Annotated in this window: 9 protein-coding genes; all 9 read left to right on the top strand. The window is 42.2% G+C overall.

Annotated elements, in window-relative coordinates; all coding sequences use genetic code 11:
* The first annotated feature begins 2 nt into the window (after positions 1-2).
* The 9 genes from H8706_RS08570 (at position 3) to H8706_RS08530 (ending at position 18,718) form a co-directional block, all read left to right on the top strand.
* Entirely contained in the window at positions 3-959 is a 957-nt protein-coding gene (locus H8706_RS08570) for an ABC transporter permease (RefSeq protein WP_262432284.1), read from the top strand.
* 12 nt (positions 960-971) lie between these two features.
* Positions 972-1,847, top strand: coding sequence for a carbohydrate ABC transporter permease (locus H8706_RS08565; RefSeq protein ID WP_394354549.1), 876 nt, complete (start codon positions 972-974; stop codon positions 1,845-1,847).
* A 3-nt stretch (positions 1,848-1,850) separates the two neighbouring features.
* The gene (locus tag H8706_RS08560; RefSeq protein ID WP_262432282.1) at positions 1,851-3,656 is read left to right on the top strand and encodes a hypothetical protein; all 1,806 of its coding nucleotides are present in this window, start codon (positions 1,851-1,853) and stop codon (positions 3,654-3,656) included.
* A gap of 51 nt (positions 3,657-3,707) precedes the next feature.
* Complete coding sequence (locus H8706_RS08555) at positions 3,708-4,910, top strand: hypothetical protein (protein ID WP_262432281.1); 1,203 nt, start codon at positions 3,708-3,710, stop codon at positions 4,908-4,910.
* Between the two features lie 29 nt (positions 4,911-4,939).
* Complete coding sequence (locus tag H8706_RS08550; RefSeq protein ID WP_262432280.1) at positions 4,940-8,068, top strand: S-layer homology domain-containing protein; 3,129 nt, start codon at positions 4,940-4,942, stop codon at positions 8,066-8,068.
* Positions 8,065-10,653: a hypothetical protein gene (locus H8706_RS08545; protein ID WP_262432279.1), complete on the top strand. Its 2,589-nt coding sequence runs from the start codon at positions 8,065-8,067 to the stop codon at positions 10,651-10,653. The genes H8706_RS08550 and H8706_RS08545 overlap by 4 nt, the downstream gene beginning before the upstream one ends.
* A 16-nt stretch (positions 10,654-10,669) precedes the next feature.
* Positions 10,670-14,977 (top strand): discoidin domain-containing protein, encoded by a 4,308-nt coding sequence (locus H8706_RS08540; RefSeq protein WP_262432278.1) that lies wholly within the window; start codon positions 10,670-10,672, stop codon positions 14,975-14,977.
* A 4-nt stretch (positions 14,978-14,981) separates the two neighbouring features.
* The gene (locus H8706_RS08535; protein ID WP_262432277.1) at positions 14,982-15,629 is read left to right on the top strand and encodes a hypothetical protein; all 648 of its coding nucleotides are present in this window, start codon (positions 14,982-14,984) and stop codon (positions 15,627-15,629) included.
* Positions 15,630-15,691: 62 nt separating this feature from the next.
* Complete coding sequence (locus H8706_RS08530) at positions 15,692-18,718, top strand: stalk domain-containing protein (protein WP_262432276.1); 3,027 nt, start codon at positions 15,692-15,694, stop codon at positions 18,716-18,718.
* The last annotated feature ends 10 nt before the right edge of the window (positions 18,719-18,728 follow it).

The raw sequence follows: 18,728 nt of genomic DNA, 5'->3' as shown, positions 1-18,728 counted from the left end.
TGATGAAACCTTTCAGTAAAAATACAGACATCGGAAAATACAGAGAGAAAGGTTATTTTTCGCTCCTTGCGGAAGATATACGAAAAAAACCTTCAATGTATCTTATGGTTATCCCGGTCGTTGCATACTTTTTGATTTTTTGCTATTATCCTATGTACGGTGCGATTATAGCATTCAAAAACTATATGCCGATAAAAGGATTTTTGGGCAGTCCGTGGGTCGGATTTACTCATTTTAAAAACTTTTTTAAAGATATATACTTTTGGCGCCTTATCAAAAACACACTGCGCTTAAGCATATCCGACCTCGTGTTAAACTTCCCGCTGAGCATAATCTTAGCACTTATGCTTAACGAAGTAAACGGAAAAGCGTTCAAAAGAACAGTTCAGTCGCTTTCGTATATTCCGCATTTTATTTCGCTTGTTGTTGTTTGCGGTATGATTAAGCAGTTTACAAGCGACACGGGAATAATCACTTGGTTTCTTTCGCTTTTCGGAATGGAAAAAACATCGCTTTTGTCGGCTGCAAAATATTATCCGGCAATACACGTATTATCCGCAACGTGGCAGCATCTCGGCTGGAACTCAATAATATTTATCGCGGCAATGAGCGGAATTGACGGTCAGCTCTACGAGGCGGCGTCAATCGACGGCGCAAACAGATTAAGACGCGTTTGGCACGTCACACTGCCCGGCATTGCAATGACAATTTCGATACTTTTCATTATGAAAGTAGGTCAGCTTTTGACGGTCGGTTATCAGAAAGTTATCCTTTTGTATAACCCGAACATATACTCAACGGCTGATGTAATTTCAAGTTACGTATACCGAAAAGGTTTGCAGGAATTCAGCTGGAGTTACAGTACCGCAATCAACCTTTTCAACTCAATTTTAAATGTTATATTGCTTTTGTCCGCAAACAGGCTTACCAAAAAGCTTGGCCAGGACGGATTGTTTTAGGAGGTGGGCAAATTGGAAAAAGATACAGTATCAAGAAAAATATTTGTTGTAATAAACGCCGTTTTGCTCGCACTTGTGGCAATTCTGTCACTTTATCCGATTATCTACTGCTTTTTGATTTCAATAAGCGAGTCGGATAAAGTTATGGGAAATGTGGGATTTGTGTGGAAACCGCTCGGCTTTTCGCTTGCGGCATATAAAACGGTTTTAACAAACCCGAATATCGGCACAGGATACCTCAACACAATATTTATTGTGGTTGTCGGCACAGCGGTAAATATGCTTCTCACATCAATGGCGGCATATTTTCTCACACGCAAAATGGTGCTTAACAAAATTCTTATGCCGATGATAGTGTTTACAATGTATTTCAACGGCGGACTTGTTCCGAGTTTCCTTCTTGTAAACAACTTGGGTCTGTATGACAAAATTTTCGCGGTTATAATTCCGACGGCAATTTCCGCATACAACCTCATTGTGCTGAAAGCGGGATTTGCAACAATCCCCGAAAGCCTTATAGAATCGGCGGAGCTTGACGGCGCAGGTCCGTGGAGAACGCTTTTTCAGATTGTTATTCCGCTTGCAAAAGCAAGCCTTGCGGTTATAACGCTTTATTACGCGGTTGCTCACTGGAACGACTGGTTTAACGCTCAGATATATCTTCAGACGCCGAAGAAATTTCCGCTCCAGCTTGTTTTAAGGCAAATACTTCTCGAAAACTCAGGAAACGAGGTTGCGGACGATTTGAACAGCACACGCGGAGAGCGAATTGCCGAAACGGTGCAGTATGCAATAATTATGGTTGCGACAATCCCGATTTTGTGCGTATATCCGTTTATTCAGAAGTATTTTGAAAAAGGCATTATGCTCGGCGCGGTGAAGGGATAAGATATGCGTAAAAAACTTTCGGTGTTGATTTTTCTCATTGCACTTTCGGTGTTTTCAACCGCGCTCGGCGCAGACGGCATAGCGCTTATTAAAGAGGGAAAACTCGGCACAACATTCTCGGACGCGGTGTTTCATCAAAACATCTGCGGAACCGATGTCGAGTGCCAGCTTGCTCACGGTCAGGACAAAGACAGAGGAAATAAGCTTTATATAACCTGTGACGTCACAAAGCATACGTCGAAAAAATATATTTTTGCCGATTTATACTTTGTTCCGCTCGGCGGTCTTGAGTCGATAACGCTCCAGACAAAAGGAGCGTCGAATGTGTCGGAAAAGCTTAAAGACGGCTGGCGCGAAAACAGACTTAACAGTCTGCGCGCAATTTATGAGCAGGGCGATGAATACTGCGGATACGGCTATGCAACATTTTATGTCAACGGCGTTAAAATGCTCGACAGAGTGCCGTGCAAAAATGCGGTTGATTTTGCAAACCTGCGTGTTGCGTTCAACGGCGTAAATAAAGCGGAACTTCTGCAAATGTATATAAGCCGATACAAATACTTTTCGTCGGAGCAAAATCCGTACGGAAATATATATCCCGTTATCAAAAACGGCGGCAAAATGTTTTTGAGCGGTATATACGTTGAAAACGGCACAAAGACAGGCGACGTCACATTTGAAAATTCCTCGGTAAAGATATATGAGGACGGCACGTTTGCAAGCCTTAAAAGCAGTGGTGATTTGCTTTGCGGCGGCAATATAGCGGTTGTTGAAAACGAAAACGGAGTTTACACGTTTGACGTAAAATTTATGCGTGACGACGGTTTGTTTTTGAATAAAGCGCTGGATTTGACAGATGAAAAAATATTTGAAAACATCAAAAATGCGTCGTATGATATAGCGGAAAACAACGGCGTTCCAAGCTCGTTGAGGCTGGAAAACAAAAATAATTATTCAAATGCCGAATATTATTTTGAAATTCCGTTTGCAGAGTTTTTCGATGGAATTGAGCTTAAAATGAAAGTATACAGCAAAAACATTTCGGGCTTGCAGTTTATGTCGGAGCTTGGCGCGGAAATATCGGACAGAGCGTATGTTTTAAACGGAAAAGTCAGCCTTAACAAATGGAATGACGTTCGGCTTGCGTTTAACAAGCGCACTCACACGGTCGAGTTTTATGTTAACGGTGTTCTTATTTCCGATAAATATTTCGATAAACTCGGAATTGACAAAAGCTATTCAAAAATAAGGCTTATGATGTTCGGAAAAGCCGGGACGAGCGGATATTTGAAAAACGCGCAGATGTTTTGGTTTCTGAACGAAACGTCAAACGGAAATGGATTTAAAATTTCAGATAAAACGGCATTAAATTTTTCGGATTTAACACTGTACGCGCCCGAAGATGTAAAGGTGTCGGAACTTGAAAGCATATTTGACGGTGCCTATACCGTGACCGACGGGTTCGGAAACACCAAAGGCGCGGACGAGTGCGTATTTGAGGGAGATTACGCGCTTTGTGAAAACGATGGATTTAAACGTTTTATTATAAAAAAGCTTTATAAGGACAAACTTATACGGCTTGATGAAACAGATGAAAATGCGTGCGTCATTGTTTATGGCGAAAATGAGTCGGCGGTTTATATAGCGGACTATGGTGAAAACGGAATGACGAACGCAGAAATTCAAAAGACGGAGCAAGGAAAAATAAACTGTTTTACAGTTAAAAAAGGAGGAGATACAACCAAAATAATGCTGTGGAGCGATAATCTTATGCCGTACTCTGAAATGAGTGAGTTTAAACGGCAGTAATCAGTTTTGTTCAGACATCTTGTTATTATATTTTAAAGGAGTTTGAAAATTATGAAAAAGTTTATTAAGTTGATTTCGTTTGTTATGATAGCTGTTTTGTGCGTAGGTTCTACCGTTTTTGCGGCGGATTATAATATGTATACAAATGCTACCGGAAAATTAACGGGCGATGTTGATACGGGTTTGTGGGAAATTAAAGGTAATACCTCGGGTGCAAAGAGATATTCAACAATTTATACAACTTCAAAAGCAATTTCTATCAACGGTGCTAAATCAGGTGCAAAAACAGAAAAAGATTATAAGTATATAGTTTCCGAAATAAGTGTATTGCCATATGAAAATGTAAAGTATATTTACATCAGCAGATCAAGTTGTAATATAAACAATTCTAATCTAAAGATTACGTCTGATATGGGTTGGAACGAAAAGGAATGGAATAACTTAAAATATGTTATGACATATCAGAGTACAAATGACAGTGCACAGGCAAATTATTATATTTCAGTTTACATAAACGGAAAACTCGCAAAACAAGGTACAATGTATTTTGTGAACAACGACTCTAACAATATGGATATGAGATTTGTTGTAGACAGTGATAATTCAAACGTTGCGCCGGTAGCGTATTTGGGAACAATAAAAACTTATGCAACTAACGACAGCCCCGGTTTTGCATCCGCGGAAAAGGTCATTGGCGAAAGCTATGCAATGGACGGCGGAAATATATATGTAAAAAAAGGTGTTTCAACTGTTAAAGATTTGTGTGATTCAATAACTCACGGCGCGGCAAAGGTTATGCCGGAAGGTAAGTTTGCTCAAGCTGATCTTGCTGTTGATACAGTTGAAATAAAAGACGGCGACAGTTTGATTGTTAAGAATACTGAAACAGGTATCAAAACACAATACACAATAAATCTTGACAAACCTGTGGTTGTTTTAAGCGGTGACGCAATCAGCAGCGTAAAACAGAATTACAGTGACGGATACACAAACATTGACGATACAAAAACCTTAAAAGTAACCGCATATGCAAAAGACGGCGGGAAAGTATATCTTGCGCAGTATGACGCGGACTGCGCTCTTTTAAGCGCACAGGCACAGGATGTTACGGCAGGAGCATTTGCAAGTATTGATTTTACAAAAGCTGAAAATATGTCAACTGTTAAAACATTTTTGTGGAACAACACGAGTTTTGCACCGCTCTGCAGCACACAAATTCTTAAACCTGTAAGCAGTGCTTCAACAGCAGAGTAACACAAATCTATGATAAGGGAGAGATGAATTTGCAAAACATAAAAAAATTCATTGCTTATATAATCACATTCGCATTGTGCCTTTCTTTGTTTCCTACAGTTTATGCGGCAGACGAGCATAAGGTTTATATCGGTGTGTATTCGTATAACCAGGTTACAACCTCCGCACCGCTCGCAATGAAAGTAACAACAAAGAAAACAGACTATGTTTCGGTTTTTACAAGTAAAAGGTTTTCTGTCGGCACTACAGACGGCGGACGAAAGCTTGCGCAGGACTACAAATATCTTATTGTTGAGGCGCAGGTTAAACCCGACGAAAATATCACCGCGCTGTATCTCGGCAGAAGCTCAAACGGCGTTGTTTCCAAAAAGCTTGACGCGCAGTCGGGCTGGACGGCGGGGCACTGGAACGATATAAGATTTGTATGCGAATATAACGAAAACACAAGCACAAGCGCACGCGCATATTATAGCGTTGACGCATATGTAAACGGCAATTTGGCAGATTCTTCATCTTCCTATTTTGTTGATAACGGTTCGGGCGATGTTGACATCAGGCTTATATTTGACTGCATTGAGGGCGGAGGAACGCTTTTTTGGGGTCAGATAGACACATATGCAACAAATGACGTGCCCGACACTTCATATGTAAAAGACGAGCGCGAAGAGGACAGTTTCACCATAGATGGCTGTGAGCTTTACACAAAAGGTCTGCCGTTTACGGTTTCGGAGCTTCTCGAAAGAATAAACAGTACCGACGACGGCATAACCGCTTTGGTTATGCCCGCCGGCAAGCTTAAAAAAGAGGACGCGTCGGATAGCGCTGATATTCTTGAAAACGGTCAGTCGCTTGTGGTTGTAAGTTCAGCCGAAAAGCGCAAGCGCGTTTACAACATAAACACAAGCTGGGTAAATTTAATCGCCGACAAAACCGGCGAAAGCTTTTCGGGCGTTTCGAAAACGGGCGGTGTTCTCGGTTTTGACGCGGACAATATTTCGTCTTATGCCGACGCGCTTGGCATTTTGACCGAAACAAAAGCACATTTTTCGGGCATTGAGAGCGGTATGAAATATTTCATCGCAAGCGTTGATTTTGCGCCCGAGGAGATTTTGGAGGAAATAAGTATAGGCGATACTGCGAAAATTACCGACGGTTTTGCATACGGTGAATGGAACAGTATTTTGTGCGTTTATGATACGGAAAACAACCTTTTGACCGTATACCTTAACGGCAGAAAAATTGCGGACGGTGTATCGGCTGAAATTTCGGTATCCGACGGCGATGTTTGCTTTAAACATACGGGAAATGTTTATTTCGACAATCTTTCGGTTTATCTTTGCGAAAGCGCGCCCGAAAGTGTGAACATTCCAGAATTAAGCAATGCGGTGTATGATGTTGTTTTGTTTAACGGCGGTGACACTGCGAACAGCATAAAAATTAAAAACGGCACGGTGAAAATATACACCGACGATACGTTTGAAACCTTGCTTGCGGACGGCGAGCCTGTTAAAACGGGCTACACTGCATTTTGCACATCTAATGACGGTGTATATAAATATTTCAGTCTGCTTGACAAGGCGGATTTAAACAAAACATATCCGTCCTCGGGACTGACCGTTTCGTACAACGCGGACACGCAGGAGCTTGGCATAAACGGCAAGCTTCCCGATGGCAAAAAGAAGAATATAAACTTTTTCGCGCAGGAGATTTATTCCGACGCGGATATGCTTTATCTTAACATTTTAAGTGACGAAAACGGAAATGTTAATTATTCGGCAAAGCTTGCGGATAAATATTCAAACAGACGTTTTGTATACACGTTAAGCACCGATTTTGCACGCGAAACGGGATATCTTATCACCACAAATGCCGATAGGCTGGTTGATTTTGTGGAAAATAAAATCAACACGGCAAAATCGGCAAATGAGGTTGAAAATTACATAAAAAACAACAAAAACGAATTCGGTTTTGACGACGGAAACGCAGACAAAGATTTTGCATATATGGGCGAAATTATATTTGATATGCGCCCCGAAACGCTTTATAATTCGGATACGTTTAAAAGCGCGTATATGATTAGTGAGGGACTTGGATATGTAAAGCAGAATAAGCTTACATTTGCCGAATTTTTGTCGGAATATTCGTCGTATCTCGATGACGATTATATTACAAAATATACAAATCTCACCGACGTTCAAAAGACGGCTCTGCAAAGAATTTTTGCCCACGGTACGGAGGTTAAAAGCTTCGGCGAGGCATTTAACAATGCGCTTTCGGTATGTGAATATGCAAACGCAAAAACCGCGCCCGACCTTAAAGCTGTGTTTGTAAGCATAAATCCGTTGGCTTTATCGGGCGGTGATTATGCAAAAATTAACAATGAATATTATGAGGAAAAAGTTTTTGAAAAAATGTTTGCCGAGCGCACAAACTGCTACGGCTTGAGCGACATAAACAAGTCGTTTGACAGGTGCGTGACACAGGTTTTGGGCGAAATGCCCGATGACGGCAAAAAAGGCGGTTCGTCGGGAGGCGGTTCGTCGTCGGGAGGCGGAAGAGGCGGTATCAGCGTTGCGCCGTCCAAACCTATTCCGAGTGTGGAAAACGATAGATTTAAAGATGTTTTGTCGCACTGGGCGAAAGACAGCATAAATTCGCTCGCGGAAAAGAATATAATTTTGGGTTATGACGATGGCACGTTCCGTCCCGAAAACAACGTTACGCGTGCGGAGTTTGTGAAAATTATGATGTGTATTCTCGGTGAAAACACAAACGGAACGGCAGAATTTTCGGACGTTCCCGAAACGCACTGGTGCAGAAATTACATTTCGTCCGCGTCGGTGATTGGGCTTGTTATGGGAAACGGCGATATGTTTATGCCCGACAATGCAATATCGCGCGAGGACGCGGCGGTGATACTCTGCCGAGCATTCGAGCTTAAAAAAATCAGTGAAAATTCGGACAAAGAAGTAAATTACAGCGATTATGCCGACATTGCGGATTACGCAAAAGACAAGGTGGAATTTTTGAGCAAAATGGGTATTTTCGGCGGTAATGACGGTTTGTTCTCGCCTAAAGGCAATCTTACAAGAGCCGAGGCGGCGGCAATATTTGACAGAAGTTTTAATTATCTGCAAACGGAGGTGAGAGGCGAATGATAAAGAAAATAATTTCGGTTTTAACGGTGCTGGCAATTTGTTTCGGTACACTTTCGGCAATCGCCTCAACCGATTATGACTATCTTGAAAAGTCGGAATTTTTAAGCAGTTTTTTGGAGGACGGTATTTTTGACGGCGAGGACGGTGCAGGTGTCACAAGAGGAAAGTTTGTGTGCGATACCGTAAAAATGATGGAGTGCGAAATTATAAACGACAAGTATATTTCGTTTGAAGACGTGTCGGACGGCGACGTATATTCGCCGTACATAAACACCGCGGCGGCATATGGGTTTGTTTCGGACGGCAAAAAATTCTTTGCCGAGAACATCATAACCTTGCCCGAGGCGGTAAAAATTTTGTCCTGTGCGTTCGGTTATGACAAAATTGCAGAGCAAAACGGCGGTTATCCCGGCGGATTTTTAAAATACGCGTCGGGCAACGGATTGTTAAACGGCGTCAATGCGCGCGAGGACGGAACACTTACAACCGAAAACGTTAAAACTCTTGTGTATAACTATCTTTTCGGAAAAGCGATAGAGCAGGACACCTTAAAAATCACCGACGAAAACAAGGTAAAATACAACTACAAAAGAAATAAAGAAACAAACCTTGAAAAGTTTTTTGATGTTTATGAGGTTGAGGGCGTTGTTACCGAAACGTCGTACAGTTCGCTTGTTTTGAACGGTTCAATCCGTGAGGATAACATAATCGCGGTAAACGGAACGGTGTACGACAGTGACCTTATGAGCGAGGATTTTCTCGGTCTTAATGTTAAGGCATACTACAAGGACAGCAACGGCGGACGAAACAAGATTATTGCCGTTTTGCCGTATAATAACACGGAATTTACGGTTGATGCCGAGGATTTTGACGAGATTTCGGGAAATGTTTTTAAATATGAGGCGGACGGCAAAGAAAAAAGAGCGACGCTCGAACAGACGGTTGTTTACATATACAACGGCAGACGCGTGAACCTTTTGCCGGCAGACGCATTCGACGGCGATTTTTGCGAAATCAGGCTTGTTGACAACAACGCAAACGGCAGATATGACGTTATGTTTGTGAACAATTACAAATACTATAAGGTTGCAAGCGCCGATTATTCAAGCGGTGTTATAGGTCTTGAAGGATACGGCAAGGTTGACATATTGCCCGAGGGAAAATTTTTCTGCTTTGACGCGGACGGAAATTTTGCTGATGCGTCCGTTTTAAAAGAGGGCGACATTACTGCATTTAAAATATCGGACGATAAAGAGCTTGTAACGCTTATAATCTGCACCGATGAGATAAGCGGTGTTGTTGAAGAATATGCACCGGGCGACAAAAAGATTGTTGTAAACGGCACGGAATACAGCACTGTAAAAAACTTTGAGGATATCATAGGCAAAAAAGTTTCGCTGGGAAACACCGCAACATTTGCTGTGGGAGTTGACGGAAAAATTGTGATGTTAAAAGATTCGCCGAAAGGATATAAATACGGCTATCTTGTTTATGCCGATTTTGACGACGGAAAGTCAAAAGACGCGGTATATGCCAGAATTTTAACGGCAAGCGGAGATTTTGTTTCATTTGACATTGCGGACGATGTATATCTTGACAATGTAAAAACTAAAAAAGGCAAGCTTAAAGAGAAGCTTAACGAAACAGGATATCCGTATTCTCTTATAAAATACAAAACGGACAGTGCGGGAAATATTAAGTATATTGATACTCCCGTATCCTATGCGGACGGTATATCGCGAAACGAAAACGATACGCTTGTAAAATATGTCTATTCCGACACGCTTTACTACCGTTCTTCGCCCGAGGTGCTTGTTCCCAAGGCAAACGTTTCGGGTGCGGCAATGTTTTATGCACCGAAAACCTACAGCGGTAACGAAGAAGATTTGTGTGTTATCTTCAAAGGCGATTTGATAAACAATACAAAATACACCGCCGAGATTTATGACATTGCCGACGACGGAACGGCAGGCGCGGTTGTGTTCAGAACAGAGGACGTTAAAACAAAATGGGGTTCGCAGCACGCCAGCGTTATGGTTGACAGAGTGACAAACGGACTCAATGCTGACGGCGATATGATTAAAAAGCTCTATTGCTGGAGGAGCGGAGCGCTTGTGTGTTACGACGTTGACGACGGTATCAGCCTTGAAAAAAGCAGCGGAAAAACCGTTTCAAAAGGCGATGTTATGCGTGTAAGACTCGGCAAGGACAATGTTATAGAAATGCTCACACCCGACGTTGACGCATCGGGCAGTGAAATTATAATAGACGCAAAAAGCAGCGGACAGAAGAATGTTTTCGCAACGGGATTTTCGTATATTTTCGGTTATGTTTATTCAACGGGCGTAAATACGCTTATTGTTTCGGATACTCCCATAAATTCGACCGATACACTCCCGTCCGAGGCAAATATTATACCTTTGTCGACGAGCGTGAAAATCTTACGTTACTGCAAAAAGGACAACACGATTACCCCGACTGATATCGGCGGTATTCATACATCAAAAGGTATGGGCGCGGCGGCTGATTTTGCGGTAATACGAACCGCAAGCGATATCGGCTACGATGTGTTTATCTACGAATAAGGGAGGTTAGAGTGCTATGACAAATAAATTAAGATTTACTGCCTTTATTGCCGCGGTATCAATTCTTGCAAATTCAACTGTTTTTGCAAGCGGAAGTTTTTCGGTTCTGCAAAGCAGAAGTGACGCGGTTTCGGAAAGCGATATCATTTTAAATGAAACATACGAGGATTATCCCACGGGCGACCAGGTTGTTATAAGGGGCGGACTCGGTAAAATCGTTGATATATCAACAAATGACAAAGCGCTTTGTATGCTCCCGTCCGACAGCGTGAAGTTTTTGAAAGAGCGAAAAATCGACTTTGTAAAAGACTATGTTGCGGAGATTGAAATAAAAGATTTAAGCGCGTCAACTTTTGTTGAATTCGGTATTTCGCCGAACGATAAAAATGTTTTACCGCTTATTTCGATAGAAAAGGGAACAGTAAAAAATTATTACGGCTCAAAACTGTTTTCAATCGGTGCAGATAAAAATGTGAAGCTCGCATTTTCAGTACATACAAGCGGATACTACGACGTTTACTATAACGGTGATATGATTTTGCAAAATAGCCGTCTGCCCGGCGAAATAACCTACGGCGACGTAGTGTTTGCGCAAAAATCATATAAAGAAGAACTGACGGTGGATAATTTCCGCATATATTTTGCGTCTGCACCGAAAAAGAATTTTCCGAAAAAGGAATACAACCCGGAAAAGTACGACGGTGTGTATGTCAATAACGACGTGGGTGACCGCACATTCTTTGACAGTACAAATGCCGATTACAGCAAAGGCACTTACGCGAATGCGGAATATACCGACAACGGCAACATAGTTGAGTGCGGACGTCTTGATTTGTATAATCCGAACAGGAAGAATAATTATATTCATATTGAAAAGAAAAATACAAATCAGATTATGTTTAACGTTAAAATCACAAAATTTTCGTCATTCAGGCAGAACGACGAAAAACTCAGTCCGAGAAAATACAGCTATTTTCTTATTGACGGCGACTTTAAAATTGACGAATGGTCAAATACGATTTATATGCCTATGATTATAGATATGGCGTCGCCGTTTGCAAACCTTGCGCAGTCGATAGCCATTGTGCAGAACGGCGGTGCGATAAAGTTTCTGGACGCAACCGTTATGGCAAATCTTATTGAAAAGGGCAAGTGGTTTAACCTTAAGGTTGCGCTTAATCTTGAAAAGAAAACCGCAGATGTTTATATCGACGGAAAACTTGTAAAAACGCTTGCGCTTTCCGACGAGTTTGAAACGCTCTCAAGGGTGCGTATTCAGCTTGCGCAAGGCTCGGACAAGGGAAAAATGGATATAGACAATTTTACCGTCACGGGACTTGTAAAACCGTTCGAAAACGGAGTTGACACACCTACGAGCATATATTCGGACGAGTCGCAGGAGAGGGCATTTTTGAGCGATAAGGCTGCGTTCAACATAAACAATTCTCTTATGTACGCAAACGGCGAAAAAACAAAAATGGACGTTGAGCCGTATTTTGAAAACGGTGATTTTTACATAGGAATAAACTCTTTGTGCCGTGCGTTCGGTTTGGAGAATAAAGACGGAAAAATATACAACGGCGAAAAGGAACTTGAAAATTATACTTCGGTTTCAAAGGACGGCGAGGTATATATTCCCGTTATGAGCTTTGCAAAAGATATGCTCGGAAAGGAAAGCTTTTATCACGAGCAGACGGGAGTTATCATAATCAGCGACAAACAGGTTAGCTTTAAAGGCGCGGAGGATTGGCTGTATCCGTCCGAGCGCGTTTTGACAAAATACACGATTTTAAACGACCTTGACTTTATAAGTTGGTTTTTGAATTACGAACGTCCGAGCGCGCAGACGCTTAAAGACGATATGATTAAAACAATCGGCAGTCTTGACGTTCACCCGCGCATTATGATAAACGACAGCAAGATTAAAGAAATTAAAGCGCTTGCCGAAAAGGACGAAAAGTATAGGCAGGTTATAGAAAAGTATATCGAATATGCCGACTATCTTTTGACAAAGGAGGTTGCTACATACCGATACGGTGACAAAACGAGAATGACCACCGACAGAAGTATTATTATGGCGCTCGGCTTTGCCTATAATTATACGGGTGACGAAAAATACTTAAAGCGCGGATATGACGAGCTTTATGCAATTACAAAATTCCCCGACTATGACGAATCGGGTATGCTTTTTGCGTCCGACTGGGCGGTTACGCTTGGTATAGGCTTTGACTGGCTTTACAACGGACTTACACCGGAGCAGAGAGATTATCTTTCCGAAAGAATGATGAACCATTCGTTAAAGCCCTTTGCAAAGGGATATTACGGACGTCTTTCGGGCAGAGCGGGAATTGCGGACGACGCAAACTTTAAATGGATTTCAAATATGTGCGCCGTAAGCTCGACAGGACCGTTTTTCGAGGCGGCGGCGCTTGCGGAATACGACCCCGACTATTGCTTTGACATTATGGAAAAGTGCATACGCGCATATGAATATCCTCTTGCGCTTGTAGCGCCGGGAGGAGGCTGGCCCGAGGGTGTGGGCTACTGGGATTACGCCTTTGTTTATATGGCGTCGGCAATGCTTGCAATGAAAGAAATGTGCGGAAGCTATTACGGTCTTGACACCGCCAAGGGCTTTGACAATATGCAGTATGCCGTTATGGCGGTTATAGGACCGGGCGGTGCAAACCCCGTGGGCGATATGGACGCGACGGGAAAAATTTCGTACGAGGCATATAACGTTATATCGAGAATTTGTAACAATCCGCTTTTGCAGAGCGTCAGGGTTGACGATATTTTGAGCGGAACAACTTCGGTAAGAGCAATGGACGTTATCGCATATACGCCGTTTGACACCGAAACAGAGGGCAGTCACATCGCATATGCGCCGGGCGATGAAATTCTAACCATAAGAGAAAACCCGAATCCGAAATCCGATACGCTTTATTTCTCAACGCATTTCGGAAAATCGTCAGGCTACCACGCGCATCTTGACACGGGAACGTTTGTTCTCGATATGCTCGGCGAGCGCTGGGCGGAGGATATTGGCAGAGATGACTACAACCTCCAGCAGGTTCTCGGATATAAATGGTGGGATTTGTACCGTATGCGCGCAGAGGGACATAACGTTTTGGTTATAAATCCTTCGGCGGACGGCGGACAGACAAAAGGCGAATATACAAAAATAGAAAAATATGACGCAAACGATTACGGCGGATTTGTAACCGCAGACCTTTCAAAGCTTTATGAGGAGGCAAACAGCGTAAAAGTCGGATATTATGTTGACGACAATATGCGCAGTGTAACGGTGAAATACGAAATCGACCTTCCCAAAGAAAGCGAAATGTATTGGTTTATGCACACAAAGGCGAGCGCATCGGCAGACGGAAACAAGGTATTTTTGACAAAGAACGGAAAGTCTATGTTTATGACGTTTGACACCGATGCGGAAAGCTTGGACGTAAGCGTGACCGACGCGGTACCGCTTGCATCATCGCCGTCAGTGCCCGAACAGAACAAAAACCTTGACTACAAAAAAGTTGTGGCGCATTTTAAAGGAAACGGAAAAGTAAATTTTACCGTTAAAATCGCTCCGTCTGGCGAGGGTATATCTATGGACGAATTTTATAAAACGGCGATAGATGAATGGGTATTGCCTGTGCAGAAAAAAAGCGTCAACTGGTCGAAAGACCTTAAAGTAAGCTTCTTTGCGGACGGTAAAGAGGTTTCGGACAATGTAGACGTATACGGCAAAATTCCCGAAATTTCGGTTTCGCTCTCAAATCCCGAAATGAGTTATGAAATCGACCAATCATCGGACGAAAAGGCGGTTGTTAAGGTTTATAACAGTGACAAATCGGAGTTTATCTATTACGCATTAAGCTATGTTATGCAAAATGCAGACATTGCAAAATATAACCCCGTTAATGTGGTGAGCGTTGAGGCGAGCGCCGAACCGCAGGTGCAGAACGGCAAGGATAATATGATTGACAATGATATGTCAACGCGCTGGACGTCGTTTGAACCTGGCGACTATGCGGTGTTTGACCTTGGCAAAAGCAAAGAAATTTCAGCGGTTATGATGTCGTTCTGGAATGCAAATTCAAGAAATTACTATCTTGACATTATGGCGTCGCCCGACGGTGTAAACTACCGAACAGTTTTAAATGCGGAGTCGGAGCAGACTGAGGACACGAAATATTCGCTGTTTGAATTTGAGCCTGTAAATGCGCGCTATATAAAGGTTGTAAGCCGAGGCAACAGTACAAACAAGAATATGAACATCACAGAGTGTAAACCTATGGAAAAACGTGCGGAGGGATAATGATATGAGAAAAAATATTTTTGCATTTGTTTTGCTTGCAATGCTTGCCGTAATGCCGTTTTCGGCGCTCGCGCAGGGCGGATTTGAGATTGAAAAAAAAGATGCTCTTGTGTCGGGCGAAAATGTTTTAAGCGTTAAATTTTCGGGCGAATACAAAAACTCGCTTCTTAATCCGCAAAATATAAAGCTTGCCGACCGAAACGGAAATTCGGTAAAAATCCTTAAAACATATTTCGATTTTTCACAACGAACGCTTTATATCACGCTCGGCGAAAGTTTTTCGGCAACGGAGGAATATGAGCTTTGCGTTGACAAAAAGGTTTTCGGTGCGGAGGAAAATCAAACGGAAATTTTTGCGGTGTCGGACGGTGTGCGCCTTGAAAACGGAATTGAAGTTTTGCACGATGGTAATAACTACACTTTTTTTGCCAAGCTTTCGGGCGGTGAAAACATAAAAACCATAGCATTTGTGTGCACAGTGCAAAACGGCGGACAAATCACCGATACCGTCGTTAAAAACTTTGAATATTCCGCGCAGAACGAACTTTCGCTCGAATGTTTAAATGTACCTGACGGAAGCACCGTTACCGCTTTTGTAAATGTTACCGATAATGACGGAAATATTATAACGTGCGGAAGAATTGAGCAATAATTTATAAAAATCATAAAAAGGGCCGAGGAGTAAAACTCGGCTCTTTTAAAAAGGAGCAGACTGTGAAAAGAGTTTTGGCTTTGATACTTATAATTTCGTTTTTTCCCAATATATGCTTTGCCCAAAATTTATGGCAAAATAAGTTTAGCAACGATTACGGAGATTATCTGTATTTTGACAGCAGTGAGGTTAACAACTTAAAAAGAACATACAACAACTTTACTTGTTCCGACAATGACAATTATATCGAACTTTCGCGGCTCGATTATCAGAATAAAGACCGTACCGATTATATTTATATGGAAAAAAGCACCGACGGCGAATGTTGGATAAACATTGATATAAACAAAAACTACCGTGCGCGGAGCAGTAAAAAATATGATTACTTTTTGCTTGAGGCAGATATAAAATCGGAGGTAAAAGGTGCAAAAACGTTCATTTTTATGCTCAACGGCACAACGCCCGTCTTACAGCTTCACACCGACGGATATTTATACAGCAAAGGCACAAAGCTAAACAAAAGTATCGTCAGTACAGAGTGGACCAACGTGAAAGCCGCGGTGGATATACCGAATAAACTGGTCGATATTTATATCAACGGCGCACTTGCGATAAGCATTACGCTTGTTACGTTCAAAACCGATGAACTTACGAGCGTAAAAACCAATATGGTGCAGGGAAACGGCAATTTTTATATTGACAACTACCGCATAACGGGGCTTGATTTTAAGTATCAGAACGGCACGGAACAAAAAAGCAGTATTTTCGGAGATTACTTAAATGAGAAGAAATTTTTAAACGATAAAACGGCATTTTCACGGTACGGAAATTATTTTGTGCGCGGTAATGAGCATTTTCCGCTTTCAGAGAAAGTTTTATTTGAAAACGGCGCTATATATGCCTCGGCAGATGATTTTAAGCGGGCTTTTGATGCAAATGCGGTGTATGACAAAACAACCGATACAGTGTTGCTCGGAAACTTAAAAATCGGCGCGGACGGAAAAGTGTATCAAAACGGAAAGGTGACAAAAACACTTGAAAAAAGCTTTGTAATCCGTGAAAATAAAGTATATTTTCCGGTTGATGTTTTTTGCATCGAAGTGTTGGGAAAGAAAACGGCATATGACGAAAAAACGGGACTTATTGTGATAGCGGACAGTGACGTTTCAATATCAAACGACAACTGGGATTATTTTTCTATGCGTGACAGTTCCGCAAGAATTACGCAGTTTAACAATCTTGACTTGCTTAACAATTTTGTTATGTATGAGCGTCCGACGGTGCAAAAGCTTTATGACGACGCAATAAATTCAGGCTCGCTTAACGTTCATCCGAGAATAATTTTAAATGCACAAAAAATTGACGAAATGAAAGAAAATATCCAAACAGACGCGGAATTTAAAAAGCTTTATGACAGGTTTATGCAAAAAGCCGAGGCAAAGCTCAAAGAAAATGTTACGGAATATGAATTTTCAGACAATATCCGTATGGCAAAGCTTTCGGCGGTAAATATTATGTATCTTGCGCTTGCGTGGAATTTGACGGGCGACGAGCGTTATTTGGAAAAAGGCTGGCTGGAGCTTAAATCGGTCGCGGAATTTCCCGACTATAATCTTGCGTCGATAATTTTCAGCGGAATTGCAAACGAACTTTTGGCAATAGGTTATGACTGGCTTTATAACGGACTTTCCGAGCAAAGGCGCGAGTTTATTGAAAACGCACTTTTTAATAAAGCGTTAAAACCGCTTGCGGACGGATATTACGGCAGAATTTTTGCGCGCGGTGACGACTGGAGCACTCTCAAATGGGCATCGAATATGAACGCGGTTGCAAACACGGGAGCAATCTGCGCGTCTGCTGCGCTTTTTGACAAATATCCCGATTACTGCCTTGATGTGATTTCCAAAGCTGTGCAGAGCCTCGAATACACAATGGTTATGTACGCTCCCGACGGTGCGTGGAATGAAGGCTTGTGGTATTGGCACTATTGTGCAACGTTTCTGGGTGTCGGTCTTTGCGCGCTTAAATCCGTCTTTTCAAGTACATACGGACTGGAAAATGCACAGGGATTTGACAAGACGCAGTATGCGGTAATGGCGCTTATCGGGCCTTGCGGTATAAATAATTTCGGCGACGCGGAATTTGAAAAAGTGTCGTCATACATTTCGTTCGGCTTGATTTCGCAGTGCACGGGAAATGATTTCCTTGGCGCAGTAAGGGTAAACTCTCTTTTAAGCAACGAAAACGAAACGGTTTTGCCTGTTGATATTCTTTCTTATAAAAAACATTCTGATGCAAGCTATCCAAACGAAAAAGTTACAAAAATTTCGTGCGGTGAAATTTTTACCGCGCGCAAAGATTATGATATAAACTCGCAAAATCTTTATTTTTCAACGCATTTCGGAACGTCGAGCGGATATCATCAGCACAATGACACCGGCACATTTGTTTATGACATTTTAGGCGAGCGCTGGGCGGAGGATTTGGGCTGGGAGGATTATAAAGTGCAGAATACCTACGGTTATTCCGCGTCGGATATCTACCGTATGCGCGCCGAGGGACACAATGTGCTTGTAATAAATCCGTCGTCCGAACCGGGGCAGAAAGCGAAGCGTTTTGTTCCGATAAAAAATTACGGTTCAAGCGAAAATGAGGCGTTTGTAACCGCGGATTTATCTGAGCTTTACGAAAATAGCCAAAGCGTGAAAATGGGATATTTTATCGGTGACAATATGCAGAGCGTTACGGCGCGGTATGAAATTGAGTGCAGTGAAAATACCGAAATATACTGGTTTATGCACACAAAAGCGGATATAAATATCGAAAACGGCGGTGCTTATCTTACCAAAAACGGCAAAAAAATATATCTGCGTTTTGAATGTGAAAACGCAAGCGCCGAGATTTCAAAAATGAAAGCGGAACCGCTCCCGACATCGCCGCAGATTGATGTGCAAAACAAAAACACGGAGTATTCAAAAGTTGCGGTAAAGCTTATGGGAAAAGGAAAAATGACGCTTACAGTAAAGCTTTCGCCGATTGAAATAACAAATATTAAAAACGACAGTTTGGATAACTGGAAAACAGAATAGGGGACGTATT

Origin of the sequence: Qingrenia yutianensis (assembly GCF_014385105.1) — a bacterium.
GTDB classification, from domain to species: Bacteria; Bacillota; Clostridia; order UMGS1810; family UMGS1810; genus Qingrenia; species Qingrenia yutianensis.
This window is presented reverse-complemented; position numbering and strand designations above follow the sequence as displayed.